This is a genomic window from Woeseia oceani (assembly GCF_001677435.1).
Lineage (GTDB): Bacteria > Pseudomonadota > Gammaproteobacteria > Steroidobacterales > Woeseiaceae > Woeseia > Woeseia oceani.
The window spans coordinates 2569313-2582900 of sequence record NZ_CP016268.1 but is presented as its reverse complement, the minus strand read 5'-3'; the positions used below and the strand labels follow the sequence as shown (position 1 = coordinate 2582900).

The window sequence follows — 13588 nt, the reverse complement described above, 5'->3', positions numbered from 1 at the left end:
GAAAACCGTTGAAGCTGATTCAAGTCTGATAGCATTATCATCAGTTTTGCGCATTGAGACAGTCTGTGAACAATGTTTCCGATGAATTGCTGGTCCTTGGGTGGCGCGAGTGGCTGGGCCTGCCGGCCCTGGGGATTGATCGAATCAAAGCCAAAGTGGATACGGGTGCACGTACCTCAACGTTACACGCGTTCGCCGTTGAACCATTTACCGGGGACGGTCGGGCACAGGTGCGTTTCAGAATGCACCCGTTGCAGAAGAACACCGACAAAATCGTGGTCTGTACGGCGGATGTCGTTGATCAACGTATGGTGTCGGATTCCGGCGGACACCGCGAGAAGCGTTGGGTAATTTCGACGCCAATTGAGGTAGGAGATTGCGTCTGGCCAGCTGAGGTGACTCTGACCTCGCGGGACAATATGCTTTTTCGGATGTTGCTCGGCCGTACCGCCATTGCTGGCCGCGGCATCGTCAACCCAGAACTGTCTTTTGCACAAGGCAGACGGTTAGGCAAGAAACAAGGATAGTTTGCAGGATGGCCAAGAATTCACCCATTACCATCAATGGCACAACCATTGAAGCGGGGATGAGCGGCAATGTCAGTTTGCCTATTGCGGATCTGTATACGTCAACCTCACTGAGCATGCCGGTGCACGTAATAAACGGTCGTCGCACGGGGCCGGTCTTGTTCGTGTCAGCCGCGGTGCATGGCGATGAACTGAACGGAGTAGAGATTGTGCGTCGCTTGTTGCGCCGCAAAGGTTTGTCCTCAATCAGAGGCACTTTGATTGCTGTACCGATCGTCAACGTGCATGGCTTTCTGGACCAGTCGAGATACTTGCCTGATCGTCGCGATCTGAACCGGTCCTTTCCGGGCAGTGCCAAGGGTTCAATTGCGGCCAGGCTTGCCAGCATTTTTCTTCGCGAGATCGTCAAGCGTTCCGATTACGGCATAGACTTGCATACGGGTGCGATAGACCGCTCGAACCTGCCGCAGATTCGTGCTGATCTGGACGATCCCAAAACGCTGCAACTGGCACGCGCTTTCGGAGTCCCGGTCATAATAAACTCGGATGTGCGGGAAGGGTCATTGCGCGGCTGCTCATCGGAAATGGGTAAGCCGGTACTGACTTATGAGGCCGGAGAAGCATTGCGTTTCGATGAGCTGAGCATACGCGGTGGAATTCGTGGCATCCTGAATGTGATGCGTAACATTGGTATGCTGACGGAACCCCGCAAGGGCCCGCAACGTGAACCGGTGATTGCCAGGTCGACGAGTTGGGCGCGTGCGCCAGCCAGCGGTATTGTGGTTGGCAAAGTCGAGCTGGGCGCGTCGGTTCGCAAAGGACAGCCGCTGGCGATCATTAGTGATCCGCTTGGTCGCAGGGAAGAAGCGGTAGTGGCGCGCTTTGATGGTATTGTGATTGGCCGCAGTAACCTGCCGCTGGCGCATGAAGGCGATGCGTTATTCAATATTGCCGCGTTCCATAGTGTTGAACGCGCAGAAGATCTGGTTGAACAATTTGCCGCGCGACACGAGCGTGTACGTGAGGCTGTCGACGAGGAGTAGGACAATGAGCGCGAAAATGAATATCGGTATCCTGTCGACGAACAAAAACCTGTACTCGACCAAACGCTTGCTTGAGGCAGGTGAAGAGCGTGGGCACGATATGCGTGTCATCAATCATCGCCGCTGTTACATGAATATAACGGCGCACAATCCGGGTGTGCACTACAAGGGGCAAAGCATTGAGGGGCTGAATGCGATAATCCCGAGGATAGGTGCGTCGGTATCGTTTTACGGAACAGCCGTAGTAAGACAATTCGAGATGATGGGTGTTTACTCCGTCAATGAGTCGGTGGCTATCACCCGCTCGCGTGACAAATTGCGGGCACTGCAGTTGTTGTCACGCAAGGGTATAGGCATGCCGATTACCGGCTTCGCAAATTCCCCTGACGATACCAATGACTTACTTGAGTTTGTTGGTGGTGCACCGGTTGTTGTCAAACTGCTCGAAGGCACGCAGGGCGTCGGGGTAGTTCTGGCCGAGACCCAGAAAGCGGCAGAGAGTGTGATCGAAGCCTTTCGCGGTCTGAAAGCGGAATTTATGGTGCAGGAATTTATCAAGGAAGCCGGCGGCTCGGACATACGCTGTTTCGTGATCGGCGACAAAGTAGTTGCTTCGATGAAGCGTACCGGCAAGGAAGGCGAGTTCCGCTCAAACCTACATCGCGGCGGAACCGCCGAAGTGATCAAGATTACGCCGGAGGAACGGTCGACTGCCGTGCGTTCGGCGCGCGTCATGGGGCTTAATGTTGCTGGTGTGGATTTGCTGCGATCGAATCACGGGCCGGTGGTGATGGAGGTTAATTCCAGCCCGGGTCTGGAAGGTATTGAGAAGGCTACGGGCAAAGACGTTGCCGGCATGATCATCGCCTTCATCGAGAAGAACGCCCGCCCTGGAAATACCAAGACCCGGGGCCGCGGCTAATACTTGTTCGGTTGTTGTTACTCGTGCACAGGTGGCGGCAGTATATTCATTGAAGTGTATAAGCTGCGGCCGGCGGCCAGCCCGCGCTGAGCCGCAGATCTTGCCTCGTCAGGGCAGTCCCTGGTCAATTTTCAGGACCATAACGCCACGGCGGTGCCACTACGGCGCGACGCTGTTAACATGCGCCCGCCCGATTGCCGTGGCGTAGAATACTTAATCCGCAATGCCCAAGAAAAAAACACGAAAACGCCGCGCGAAGCCCCGTCGCAAGCCCGGGTTTGTTCGCCGGCACCCCTGGTGGACCCTGTGCCTCATTCTTGGCGGGGCATTTTGCCTGTACGTCCTGTACCTGAATTGGCAGATCACCAGCCGTTTCGAAGGGCGGCGCTGGGATTTGCCAGCCCGGGTCTATGCGCGGCCGCTGGAACTGTATGCGGGGATGTCGTTGTCACCCGATGCGCTGGAACAAGAGCTGTCACGACTGGGCTACCGTGCAGTGGCAGCCGAGCCGACAACACCCGGTAGTTATCAGCGCTATGGTCGGGTCATTGCAGCGGTGACTCGCGAGTTTCGTTTCTGGGATGAGTTGCAGCCGTCTACCCGGTTCCGCGTCAGCTTCAATGCCGGCAAGGTCGAAACGATTTCGGTTCCTGCGGGCAAGTCACCGGTCGTCCGTCTTGATCCGCTGATGGTTGGCAGCATCTTTCCGCAGCATGGCGAGGATCGTCTGGTCGTTGCCCCGGAACAGGTGCCGGAGACTTTGCGACAGGCACTGATCGCGGTGGAAGACCGGCGGTTCATGCAGCATCCGGGCGTTGACCCTATTGCACTTGGTCGTGCTGTGCTGGCGAACGTTCGTGCCGGTGGGGTGACGCAGGGCGGTAGCACGCTGACTCAGCAGCTCGTCAAGAATTACTTCCTCGACAACCGGCGCACCTTAGGTCGAAAGCTGCGCGAAGCATTGATGGCATTGATACTCGAGTTGCATTACAGCAAAGCCGACATTCTGAACGCTTACATCAATGAGATTTACCTCGGTCAGGACGGCCAGCGTGCTATTCACGGTTTCGGTCTTGCGAGTCAGTTCTATTTCAGCCGGCCACTGGCTGAGCTGGAGTTGCATCAGGTTGCGTTGCTGGTCGCCCTTGTGCGCGGTCCGGGTTATTACGACCCGGTGAAGTCGGCCACACGGGCCAGGGCGCGCCGCGAGCTCGTGCTGACGCTGATGAGCGAAGCGGGTGTCATTGCCCCGGAAGTCGCCGCCAGGGCAGCGCAGCAGCCGTTGGATACCTGGGACCGAGCCAGTGCCGGTGCGTCGTACTATCCCGCTTACCTCGCCCTGGTGCGCGAGCAGCTGGCTGCGGAATACCGCCCAGAGGATCTCACCCGGCAAGGGCTGCGCATATTCAGCGCCCTGGACCCATTGGTTCAGGCAAGCGCAGAGCGGCAATTGGCAGACGGTCTCGCGGTACTTGATCAGCGCCAGCCGGAGCGGACGCTCGCCGGTGCGGCTGTGGTTGCCAGTCCGCAGTCGGGCGACGTGCTGGCGCTGGTGGGCGACCGCCGGAGCGGCTACGAAGGATTCAACCGGGCGTTGGCGGCGAGCCGCCCTGTCGGTTCACTGATCAAGCCTGTTGTGTACCTGGCCGCGTTGGAATCGGGGCGGTACACGCTGGCCAGTCGGATTGAGGACGAGGCGATAGAGGTGCCGCTGGAAAACGGTGATGTCTGGATGCCGCGCAATTTCAATCAGGAAACAAGCGGCGAAGTGACCTTGCTCAGAGCGTTGTCCGAATCCCTCAATCTGGCGACGGTGCGACTTGGTCTCGACGTCGGTGTTGGTGCGGTTGCGGACCTACTGACACGTCTCGGGTTGGACAGGGCCGTTACTCCGTTCCCGTCGCTGTTACTCGGCGCGGTGGAAATGACGCCCATGCAGGTCGCCCAGGTCTACAGCACGTTTGCCAACGATGGATTTCGCAGCCCATTGCGTGCCGTCCACTCCGTGGTAAACGTCACTGGCGAGCCGTTGCAACGCTACCCCATTGAATTGGCACAGGTGGTCGATTCGGCGAACGTATACCAACTCAACCAGGGATTGGTGACGGCCATGCGGCGCGGTACCGGCCGCTCCGCTGAACTCGACATTGCTGTGGCAGGCAAGACAGGCACCTCGGATGAATTTCGCGACAGCTGGTTTGCCGGTTTTTCGGGTGACCGGCTAGCCGTGGTCTGGGTAGGTTACGACGATTACCAGCCCACCACGCTGAGCGGTGCGTCGGGCGCGCTGCCAATATGGACCAATATCATGCGCGATGTCGCAGCGGTGCCATTCGCCCCACCGCAACCGCCGACCCTCGAAACGGTACGTGTCGACTACTACAGTGGTGCCGCCGTTGGGCGGAATTGCGAGAGCGCCGAATCGCTGGCATTACCCGCAAACACGGAACTGGCTCGTGATGGCGGTTGTAGCAATCGTTCTGTAAGCATTGGTGAAAGGACTCTGAAATGGCTCAACGACGTATTCAATTAAGCGTATTGCTTGCTTTGGCAGTGGCAGTTGTTGGCGGCTGCAGCGTAATGCCGGCCAACGAAAAAAGTCCCCGGGCAGCTGACTACCCGGTCAGTGGTCCAGAGCACCGCGAACGCGTAATGAATCCCGCCAGCGCTTCGCTACTGGAACAAAGTCGCCAGCAACAACGATCAGGTAATCTTGCCCACGCGGGCTCAACACTTGAACGTGCCGTGCGTATCGATCCGTCTGAACCGGCCGTCTGGCTCGCGCTCGCACAGCTGCGCTATGCAGAGTCCAATTGGGTGCAGACTGAGCAACTGGCACGCAAAGCCTATTCTCTGGCTGCTGACGGCGCCGCCGAACGCCGCGCAGCGCAGCGCCTGATTGCCGATGCGCTGCTCCGGCAAGGTCGGCAGGAAGAGGCACAGCGCCTGCGGGAGGAACTGGGTGAACCTCTGCGCTAATCGCTGGCAACCAGAGGTCAGCGCAGCAACGATCTGCGTGCCGTCAGCGGGCTGCCGGTGAGGTGCGCACAGTGACGCGATTCCCGCTGCGCTGAATTCGCGCTGTTCATTGCACTGCGTGTCACGTTCGTGGATAACCGGTGACACCGGGCGCGCCTGTCAATGCTCCCAATCCTTTTCAAGTTTCTTCGCAGCGATGAACAGCAATCCGGCGGCTGCGAGGTAAAATACCGTGCCGAAGAGGATCGCATAGCGTAATGATTCAACACCGTAGCGTGCGTTGAGTACGTCGGAAATCGCACCAATGACGAGATTGCCCAGGCCTATTCCGATCAGGTTGTTGATGAACAAGAATATTGCGGATGCCGTGGTGCGCATATTGGGTGTGACCAGATGCTGGAAGGCAGACAATACCGGTCCCAACCAGACCAGGCTCAGTGCCGTTGGAGTGAGGAAGGCGAAGAACGCGAGTCCCAGGTTTTCTGACATGACACCAACCACGAAAAACGGCACGGCGATGACAAAGGCAACGGCCGGTATTTGCGCGTAGGCCGCTTTGCTGCGTGCGCCTATGCGATCGGCAATCATGCCGCCGAGCCAGATGCCACAGAGTCCGCCGATCAACAGTATCGAGCCGTAAAAATACGAGGCGTAAAGGACGACGTCGCCGCCGCCAGGGAGCAGGGCATCCGGCAACCAGTTGAAAAACTCTGGCAGCGCTGCGCCAAAACTGCGCACAAAGAATGACGGCAGCCAGAAAATCAGCCCATAGCCGATCATGGACGAGCAGGCGGCACCGAAAGACAGGGTCCAGAAGCTGGGTTTGCCCACCAACGTCTTGAATACCGTCGCGATGCTGACCGGGGCCGTGTCTTGCCCCGGCGTGTCGTATTGCCCGCGGCGTGGTTCGCGAACCGTTAACCGGAACAACGGCGCCAGCAACAAGCCGACGACACCGACGACGATAAACGCCGTTCGCCAGCCGGCGATACTACTGAGAACACCGCCAAGCACGATACCGAGCGCGCCGCCGATCGGAATGCCGAAGGAGTAAACCGCCAATGCACGCGCTCGCTGATGCGGCGGGAAATAATCGGCAATCAAAGAGTATGCCGGTGCTACGCCACCTGCCTCGCCGACGCCAACCCCCAGCCGCGCGAAGAACAAATGCCAGAAGTTTTGTGCGAGCCCGCAAACAGCTGTCATGGCACTCCATACCGCGAGGGCGATGGTCATTATCCAGGTGCGGTTGCCACGATCAGCCAGCCAGGCAATCGGAATGCCGAGCAAAGTGTAGAACAGCGCGAAGGCAAGACCACCCATCAGGCTCAGTTGCGTGTCGGTCAGCGCCAGATCGGCTTTGATTGGGATGGCGAGGATGCCGACTATTTGCCGGTCAATGAAATTGAACGTGTACACCACCACCAGAATGAACATGACGTAAGCGCGGTACGCTCGGGATTCGGTGGCTGTATTCATGGGCAGTCCTGCGGTAACGGTTTATCGAGCAAAGACAAAAAAAGCGGCAGACAAGAGACTGTCTTGCCTGCCGCCGGGAGCTTACACGAGCGCGTTGAGTTCGTTGACGCTATGTCTGTTTTCTACTGAAAATTGTACTCGACGGTTGCGGTCCAGGTAGTTGGATTGCCGTAGAACGCCGTGATGCTGCTTTCCAGTCCGAGACTGGGGAAGTAGTAGCCAGCCACCTTGTATTCTTCGTCGGTAAGGTTCTTGCCATGCAGGCTGGCACGCCAGCGTCCGTCGTCATCTTCCCAGACAAAGCTCAGGTCCCACAGCGTATAGGCTTCCTGATCCAGCAGCGGTGTTGGTGTTTCAAACTGGCTGGTGTCATCGCGGTAAGACAGGGAGGTGATGACGGCAAAGCTGCCAGGCGTCGAGAACAATGCCAGCGGCCTTTCATAGCTGAGTGTCGTGCTGGCGGTTACTTCGGGTGTGTTCTGGAAAACCCGTTGATCGGCAACATCAACGCCGAATGCATCGATGAATTCATTGAACTCAGCGTCGAGGTAGCCCAGTGACCAGCCGAGCTGGAATTGGTCGTTGAGCTGTGCAAGCCCCTCAAATTCTATGCCGGTCATATCGGCGTCGCCAGCGTTCGAGGTGATGCCTACAAAAGTATCCTGTGTGCCGTCGTTATCGGTATCGAGTCCAACAGAGCCCGGTATCTGGATATCGGTGTAGTCGGCATAGATGAACGCGATACTCGTGGTCACACGGTTGTTCATCCAGCTTGATTTCAGACCGAGCTCGAAAGAGTTGACGTACTCCGGATCGAACAACATGAACTCGAAAATATCCGCTTCGTCGATATCCCCGTCACCATCGATATCCGGCGCGCCGGTCGTTTGTCCGCGAGGGTCAAAGCTGCCACCTTTGAAGCCTTCACTGTAGGTGAAATACAGGTTTTGTTCTTCAGTCGGTTGCCAGCTGATTGAGGCGCGTGGCGTGAACTCGCTGAACGTTTTGCTACCGCGGAAATCCGACGTTGTCGCAAACAGTGTGGGCATGTTGCCGCCGAAGGTGGTGCCGCCGATGAAGCTGCGGCGCAATACCCTGGAGTCGCGTTCATCCGATGTATAGCGTCCACCGAGTGAGACGCTGATTTCGTCCGTCCATTGCCAGGTGAAATCGGCGAATACGGACCAACTGTCGGTCAGCACATTGCCGGATGTGTTGGCGTTCAGGCCTGGCAAGGACAACAGGTCGCCGGTCGTGCCGAGGATGACGTCAAACTGCGTTGCCGCACTGGCGTCCAGATAAAAAAAGCCGAACAGACCGCTCAGTCGGTCGCCGTTGTAGATGAGCTGCAGTTCTTCCGAGAATTGCTCGTTATCATAGACCGCCGGAACGTCCAGATCTACGCCAGGCAGGCTGTCGAAGTCGATCGGTGTGTAAGAGACGTCATCGCGGTAGGAAAGGACGTTCTTTAGCGAGTAGCGGTCGTTGATCGTCCACTCTGCCACCAGGGCACCACCCAGAGACTCGACGCTCTGCTCCGGCACACTCAGGCCCGCGCGGGTATCGAACACGTCGTTCAGGATGGGCGCGCCGGTCAGGTTGCCTGTCGTCAGGCGATGGCCTTGCCGCGGATCCGACTTGTCGTCTATCAGGTCGCCCGTCAGACGGAAGGAAAGGTTGTCCGTTGCGTCCCATTCCACACTGATGCGAGCGCCAAACAGGTCCTTCTGGTAATTCTCGACGCCGCTTTGGGTGAGATTGTCGCCAAAGCCGTCACGGGTCAGCCTGGCGATGGAGCCGCCAATGCGCAATTGATCAGTGAGCGGCGTCGATCCACTGATTACAGCATCCAGCTGATTGTACGAACCCAGCGACACCCGCGCTTTCGCCGTCGGTTCCGCGTCGAGTTTTTTAGTGACGTATTTGATGGCGCCGCCTATCGTATTGCGGCCGTACAAAGAGCCTTGCGGGCCGCGCAGGACTTCGATGCGCTCGACATCGTATACGTCCAGCACAGCGGCCTGCGGGCGATTGAGGTACACATCGTCGATGTACATGCCGACACCCGCCTCATAGCCGGCAACCGGGTCTTGCTGGCCGACACCGCGAATAAAGGCTGTCAGCGTCGTGTTCGTGCCACGCGAGACTTCCAGGGTGACGTTCGGCGTCGATTTGGCAATCTCGATAATGTCCAGCACGCCCATGCGATCGAGCTGCTCGCCGGTGAACGCGGTGATGGAGACCGGGACGTCCTGCAAGGACTCCTCCCGGCGCCGGGCGGTCACTACCACTTCTTCCAGAGTGCGGGCACCGGTTTCCTGTGCGGTCACCGAGGTCGGCAGCAGGGCAGGCAGGAAAAGGGCAAAAGCGGAAAGTGACAGGCGCAGGGCCCGCCGGGTCAGAGCGGTGGTCATCGAGAATCCCCCAATTCAACGGTTGCTGAATTGATATTATTTCAACGTTGGTTGAATTACAAGCAGGGATGATTCAGGTCGATTCGCTCGGTTTACCACACAGGGCCCGGAATCCGGCAGCGATGAACTGCGGCATGCGCGCATTGGCGGCTGCCATGTCCGACGAGAGGCACAGGCCACCGGAGAGATTGTCGATCCGGCCGGTTTCAGCAAAGGTCAGGGTCAGTGCGCCGGACAGGAAGTGGTAGCTCCAGTAGAGATCTTCCTCGCGACAATCCGGCAGTGCGAGCCGCAACGCGTCCAGGAAGCGCTTGACGAGCGGGTCGAAATAACGGGTCATGAGCTTGCCGCCCCATTCAGGCGAGTTGTTGATCTGTGCAATGAGTGCCATGTAATCACGCCACTCGTCAGGGTTTTCGGCCAGTGCTTCCAGCATTGGTCGGGTGAACGCTTCAATGATCTCCTCGATACTCGGTGGGTCGTTTGGGTGGCGTTGCTCGACCGCTTCCAGGGCAGCAAAGCGCAATTCATTCAGCGTTTGTGCGCGGCGCAGCAGTACGGCATCAAACAGGTCGCGTTTGGATTTGAAGTGGTAGTAGGCCAGCGCCACATCGGCTCCGGCTTTGGACATAATCTGGCGAACCGTGACGCCATCAAATCCGTGTTTGGCGAACAGTTGTTCCGCGGCGTCCAGGATTCGTTCGCGGGTGGCTTGAGCATTTCGGGACATGGATCAGCATCCTATGAGCATCTGACTTGCACATCAACAAGCGTTGAAATAAAGTTCAACGCTTGTTGAATAACATTGTGGGGCATAAGCAAGGGTATGAACTGGTTCGAAGCCGCCACACCATTACTGCCGGATATCATACGCAACAACGCGGATCATCGTGGCGCGCTGCCTGCCGTGATCTGCGGCCAACGGATACTGAACTGGCGTGATTTCGAACGCGAGCTGAACCGGGTGGCCAATGCCATGAGCGATCTCGGTCTGGAACCTGGCGATCGGGTGGCAATGCTGATGAACAACAGCGTGGACATGCTGACGGTCATGCTGGGCGTGATCAGCGGCGGTTTCGTCGCCGTGCCGCTGAACGTCTCGGTCAGCGATGACGGGATTTGTCGGCAGATCAATGACAGTGGCGCGAGCGCCGTGGTTGCATCAAGCGGGCATGACGAACGTATAGACGGGATGCGGGACAATTTGCCGCCTTCGATCGGTGATCGCTACCTGGCGATACCCGCCCATCGCGACGGCTGGACGAATCTGCGCGAACGTTGCGCGGCAGCCAGTGACAGAGCTTCGGCAGTCAAGATCGATCCGCAGCAGCCATGCAATGTCATTTACAGTTCCGGGACGACGGGTCTACCCAAGGGCATTGTTCAATCGCATGCCTGTCGAATGGCGTGGGCCTACGATATGAGTATTGCGCTGCGGTATCACAGCGATGCGCGAACGCTGATATCACTTGGACTTTACTCAAACATCACCTGGGTCACGATGCTCGCCACGGTGTTGGCCGGCGGGAACTTGGTGCTGTTACCTGCTTTCGATGCAACCTCTTGCCTGCGCCTCGTAGAGGAGCAGCGCATCACTCACGCAGGACTGGTTCCGGTGCAGTTTCAACGCATGCTGGCTGATCCGGCGTTCGCCGAATTCGACTTGTCGAGCGTGCAAGCACTTATGTGTTGCGGCTCCCCGTTGCGTCCGGAACTCAAACAACAAATCATCGCCCGTATTCCGGGCGAGTTCATCGAGCTCTACGGTTTGACTGAAGGCCTGGTCACCATTCAATCACCGGCAGATGCGGCGCGAAACCCAACGTCTGTCGGTCGCCCGTGCCCGGGACAGATGCTGCGGATTCTCGACGCGGAGGATCGGCCCGCGAGCAACGGCGTAGCCGGAGAAATTGTCGGTTACGGTCGTTTGCTGATGAGCGGTTACCTGAATCGCGACACCGCGAACGCGGAGTCCACATGGACCGATGAATCGGGACGGCGCTGGTTGCGCACGGGCGATATCGGGCGTTTGGATGACGATGGCAATCTGTACCTCGTTGACCGGAAGAAAGACATGATCATTTCCGGTGGGCAAAACATTTACCCGGCCGATATCGAAGCTGTCGTGGCTCAACACCCTGACGTGGTCGATGTAGCTGTGATAGGCGTGTCGAGCCAGCAATGGGGAGAATCGCCGTTCGCAGTTGTAACCGGCTCCGGTATCGATACCCAGGAGTTGTTGCATTGGGTCAATGAACGGGTAGGGAAGCAACAACGATTGGCGGCTCTCGCCGTTGTTGACGAGCTACCGCGCAATCCGAACGGTAAAGTCTTGAAGCACGAATTGCGCAAGCGCTTCAGAAGCACGCTGGCGAACGGCTCCACAGCATGAGTGGTTACAGCGAGCACCGCTACCGCAGCGATGACGGTTTGACGTTGTACTACAGACATTACGGCGCCGACCAACAATCCTTACCGGTCATATGTTTGCCAGGGATATCGCGCAATTGCCGTGATTTCGAATCGCTGGCCACGCATCTGGCGTCGCGCTATCCGGTGATCACGCCCGATTTTCGCGGCCGCGGTTTTTCGGCTCGTGATCCGAACTGGCGCAATTACCGTCCGCAAACTTACGTCAATGACGTGCTTGCCTTGTTGCACACGCTCCAAATCAAACGGGCGGCATTCATCGGTACCTCGCTGGGCGGAATCGTCTCGACGGCATTGGCCGCCGAGTGGCGGATGCTCGCTGCCGGTGTGGTCCTTAATGACATCGGCCCGGAAATTGGCAGTGATGGGCTGGCGCGAATCAAAGGCTATCTCGGTCTCGCTCAGCCGGTTGCTGATTGGGCAGAGGCGGTGCAACAGGCACGCGAAACATACGCAGATGCCTGGCCCGGTCTGAGTACCGAAGACTGGGCGCAACTGGTTCGGCGTTCCTATCGAGAGAACGCTGATGGCGTGCCCGAACTCGACATGGATCCAATGATTGGCGAGGCTGCGCGCGAAGTCGGGACCGGTCTGGATGATCCGTGGCAGTTGTTCGATGGCTTGGCAGATATACCGACGCTGGTTCTGCAAGGCGCCCTGTCAGACATACTGACGGACGAGATCGTGGTGCGCATGCAGCAGCGGAAAGCCGATCTGCAGCACGTAGTAGTTCCGAACCGCGGCCACGTCCCTTTGCTGGACGAGACAGAAAGTCTTGAGGCCATCGATCATTTCCTGGAGCAGCTTGAATGAACAACGCGCTTTGTTTAGTGCTTGTCGCAGTACTGGCAAGCGCCTGTGATTCTTCGCCGTCTGCAACTTTGCCGGCGCTGGGTGCGACCGGGTCCGTGACGCTGTCGGGTGTTTCATCCGGTGCTTACATGGCGGGTCAGTTCCAGGTGGCGTATTCGGCGGACGTTGCGGGTGCGGCGTTGATCGCCGGCGGACCGTGGGGATGCGCCGGCGGAGATATCTCGCGGGCGTTGGGTGCATGCATGAACGGTGAGGGCATTGCGACCACGGCACTTGTCCAGCTGGCGCAGAAGATGGCCAATGATGCTGATATCGATGCTCTCGGTCAGCTGAGCAACGACCGGGTCTTCTTGTTCCATGGCAATGCTGATGCAGTTGTAGCCGCAAGCGTCAGCGAGGCCGCGGTCGATTGGTACCGCGCGGCAGCTCCGGAAGCGGTACTCCGCACTGTCACCAACGTTCCGGTGACGCATGGCTGGCCAACGGTTGACGTCGGCAATCCTTGCGCTGAATTTGCTGCGCCATTCGTCTACGCCTGTGACTACGATCTGGCCGGCGAAGCGCTGGAGTTTCTGCTGGGGCCTCTGCGGCCGCCCGCGGCCACTCCCGCTATGTTGCAGCCGTTTTCGCAAGAAGAATTCGGCGCCGCGGGATTGGCCGATGTTGGCTATTTCTACGCGCCCAAGTCATGCCTTGCGCAGAACGATTGCAATATTCACGTGTTCTTCCACGGCTGCAGTCAGTCGGCGGAGCAAATCGGAACGGTCCTGGCCGAGCAGGGCGGGTTGTTACACTGGGCGGAAAGCAATGGGCTGGTCGTTCTGTTTCCGCAGGTGGCGGTCAGCCGGGTTGCACCGGTCAACCCTTTGGCGTGCTGGGACTGGTGGGGCTACAGCGGTGCTGACTACCTGAAAAAGGACGCGCCGCAAATGCGCGCAGTGCATGCCATGGTGCGTCGTTTGCAGACGGGATGAGCAGACT

Annotated in this window: 11 protein-coding genes; 8 read left to right on the top strand and 3 right to left on the bottom strand. The window is 58.2% G+C overall.

The features are described 5' to 3' along the window. Positions 1 to 65 precede the first annotated feature (65 nt). From BA177_RS11645 to BA177_RS11625, 5 genes are all read left to right on the top strand, one after another. Positions 66 to 527 (top strand): ATP-dependent zinc protease family protein, encoded by a 462-nt coding sequence (locus BA177_RS11645; RefSeq protein ID WP_231892438.1) that lies wholly within the window; start codon positions 66 to 68, stop codon positions 525 to 527. Positions 528 to 535: 8 nt separating this feature from the next. Further along, positions 536 to 1570 carry a succinylglutamate desuccinylase/aspartoacylase family protein gene (locus BA177_RS11640; RefSeq protein WP_068616400.1) on the top strand — a complete coding sequence of 345 codons (1035 nt, stop codon included), beginning with the start codon at positions 536 to 538 and terminating at the stop codon, positions 1568 to 1570. A gap of 16 nt (positions 1571 to 1586) precedes the next feature. Further along, positions 1587 to 2492 carry a 30S ribosomal protein S6--L-glutamate ligase gene (rimK, locus tag BA177_RS11635; RefSeq protein ID WP_068616398.1) on the top strand — a complete coding sequence of 302 codons (906 nt, stop codon included), beginning with the start codon at positions 1587 to 1589 and terminating at the stop codon, positions 2490 to 2492. Positions 2493 to 2715: 223 nt separating this feature from the next. Further along, positions 2716 to 5025 carry a penicillin-binding protein 1B gene (gene mrcB, locus BA177_RS11630; protein WP_068616396.1) on the top strand — a complete coding sequence of 770 codons (2310 nt, stop codon included), beginning with the start codon at positions 2716 to 2718 and terminating at the stop codon, positions 5023 to 5025. Then, the gene (locus tag BA177_RS11625) at positions 5001 to 5471 is read left to right on the top strand and encodes a hypothetical protein (RefSeq protein ID WP_156762796.1); all 471 of its coding nucleotides are present in this window, start codon (positions 5001 to 5003) and stop codon (positions 5469 to 5471) included. Before mrcB ends, BA177_RS11625 begins: the two co-directional genes overlap by 25 nt. A 159-nt stretch (positions 5472 to 5630) precedes the next feature. On the opposite strand, the gene BA177_RS11620 is transcribed toward BA177_RS11625, so the two are convergent. From BA177_RS11620 to BA177_RS11610, 3 genes are all read right to left on the bottom strand, one after another. Then, on the bottom strand, positions 5631 to 6950 hold the full coding sequence (locus BA177_RS11620) for a spinster family MFS transporter (RefSeq protein WP_068616393.1): 1320 nt from the start codon (positions 6948 to 6950) through the stop codon (positions 5631 to 5633). 122 nt (positions 6951 to 7072) lie between these two features. Further along, positions 7073 to 9364, bottom strand: coding sequence for a TonB-dependent receptor (locus BA177_RS11615; protein ID WP_068616392.1), 2292 nt, complete (start codon positions 9362 to 9364; stop codon positions 7073 to 7075). A 73-nt stretch (positions 9365 to 9437) separates the two neighbouring features. Further along, a complete protein-coding gene (locus tag BA177_RS11610; protein WP_068616390.1) occupies positions 9438 to 10094 on the bottom strand; it encodes a TetR/AcrR family transcriptional regulator in 657 nt (218 codons plus the stop codon). 96 nt (positions 10095 to 10190) lie between these two features. Between BA177_RS11610 and BA177_RS11605 the strand changes: the two genes are divergently transcribed. From BA177_RS11605 to BA177_RS11595, 3 genes are read left to right on the top strand one after another with little or no spacing between them, the layout of a single operon-like run. After that, on the top strand, positions 10191 to 11756 hold the full coding sequence (locus BA177_RS11605) for a class I adenylate-forming enzyme family protein (RefSeq protein WP_068616388.1): 1566 nt from the start codon (positions 10191 to 10193) through the stop codon (positions 11754 to 11756). Then, positions 11753 to 12607 (top strand): alpha/beta fold hydrolase, encoded by an 855-nt coding sequence (locus BA177_RS11600; RefSeq protein ID WP_068616386.1) that lies wholly within the window; start codon positions 11753 to 11755, stop codon positions 12605 to 12607. The genes BA177_RS11605 and BA177_RS11600 overlap by 4 nt, the downstream gene beginning before the upstream one ends. Beyond that, positions 12604 to 13581, top strand: a complete 978-nt coding sequence (locus BA177_RS11595; RefSeq protein ID WP_068616385.1) for an extracellular catalytic domain type 2 short-chain-length polyhydroxyalkanoate depolymerase — start codon at positions 12604 to 12606, stop codon at positions 13579 to 13581. The genes BA177_RS11600 and BA177_RS11595 overlap by 4 nt, the downstream gene beginning before the upstream one ends. The last annotated feature ends 7 nt before the right edge of the window (positions 13582 to 13588 follow it).

Bases quoted from the DNA above. Each gene is read 5' to 3' on its own strand.
- BA177_RS11605 (WP_068616388.1), top strand. From the start codon at position 10,191: ATGAACTGGTTCGAAGCCGCCACACCATTACTGCCGGATATCATACGC.
- BA177_RS11610 (WP_068616390.1), bottom strand. From the start codon at position 10,094: ATGTCCCGAAATGCTCAAGCCACCCGCGAACGAATCCTGGACGCCGCG.
- BA177_RS11640 (WP_068616400.1), top strand. From the start codon at position 536: ATGGCCAAGAATTCACCCATTACCATCAATGGCACAACCATTGAAGCG.
- BA177_RS11595 (WP_068616385.1), top strand. From the start codon at position 12,604: ATGAACAACGCGCTTTGTTTAGTGCTTGTCGCAGTACTGGCAAGCGCC.
- rimK (WP_068616398.1), top strand. From the start codon at position 1,587: ATGAATATCGGTATCCTGTCGACGAACAAAAACCTGTACTCGACCAAA.
- mrcB (WP_068616396.1), top strand. From the start codon at position 2,716: ATGCCCAAGAAAAAAACACGAAAACGCCGCGCGAAGCCCCGTCGCAAG.
- BA177_RS11625 (WP_156762796.1), top strand. From the start codon at position 5,001: ATGGCTCAACGACGTATTCAATTAAGCGTATTGCTTGCTTTGGCAGTG.
- BA177_RS11600 (WP_068616386.1), top strand. From the start codon at position 11,753: ATGAGTGGTTACAGCGAGCACCGCTACCGCAGCGATGACGGTTTGACG.
- BA177_RS11620 (WP_068616393.1), bottom strand. From the start codon at position 6,950: ATGAATACAGCCACCGAATCCCGAGCGTACCGCGCTTACGTCATGTTC.
- BA177_RS11615 (WP_068616392.1), bottom strand. From the start codon at position 9,364: ATGACCACCGCTCTGACCCGGCGGGCCCTGCGCCTGTCACTTTCCGCT.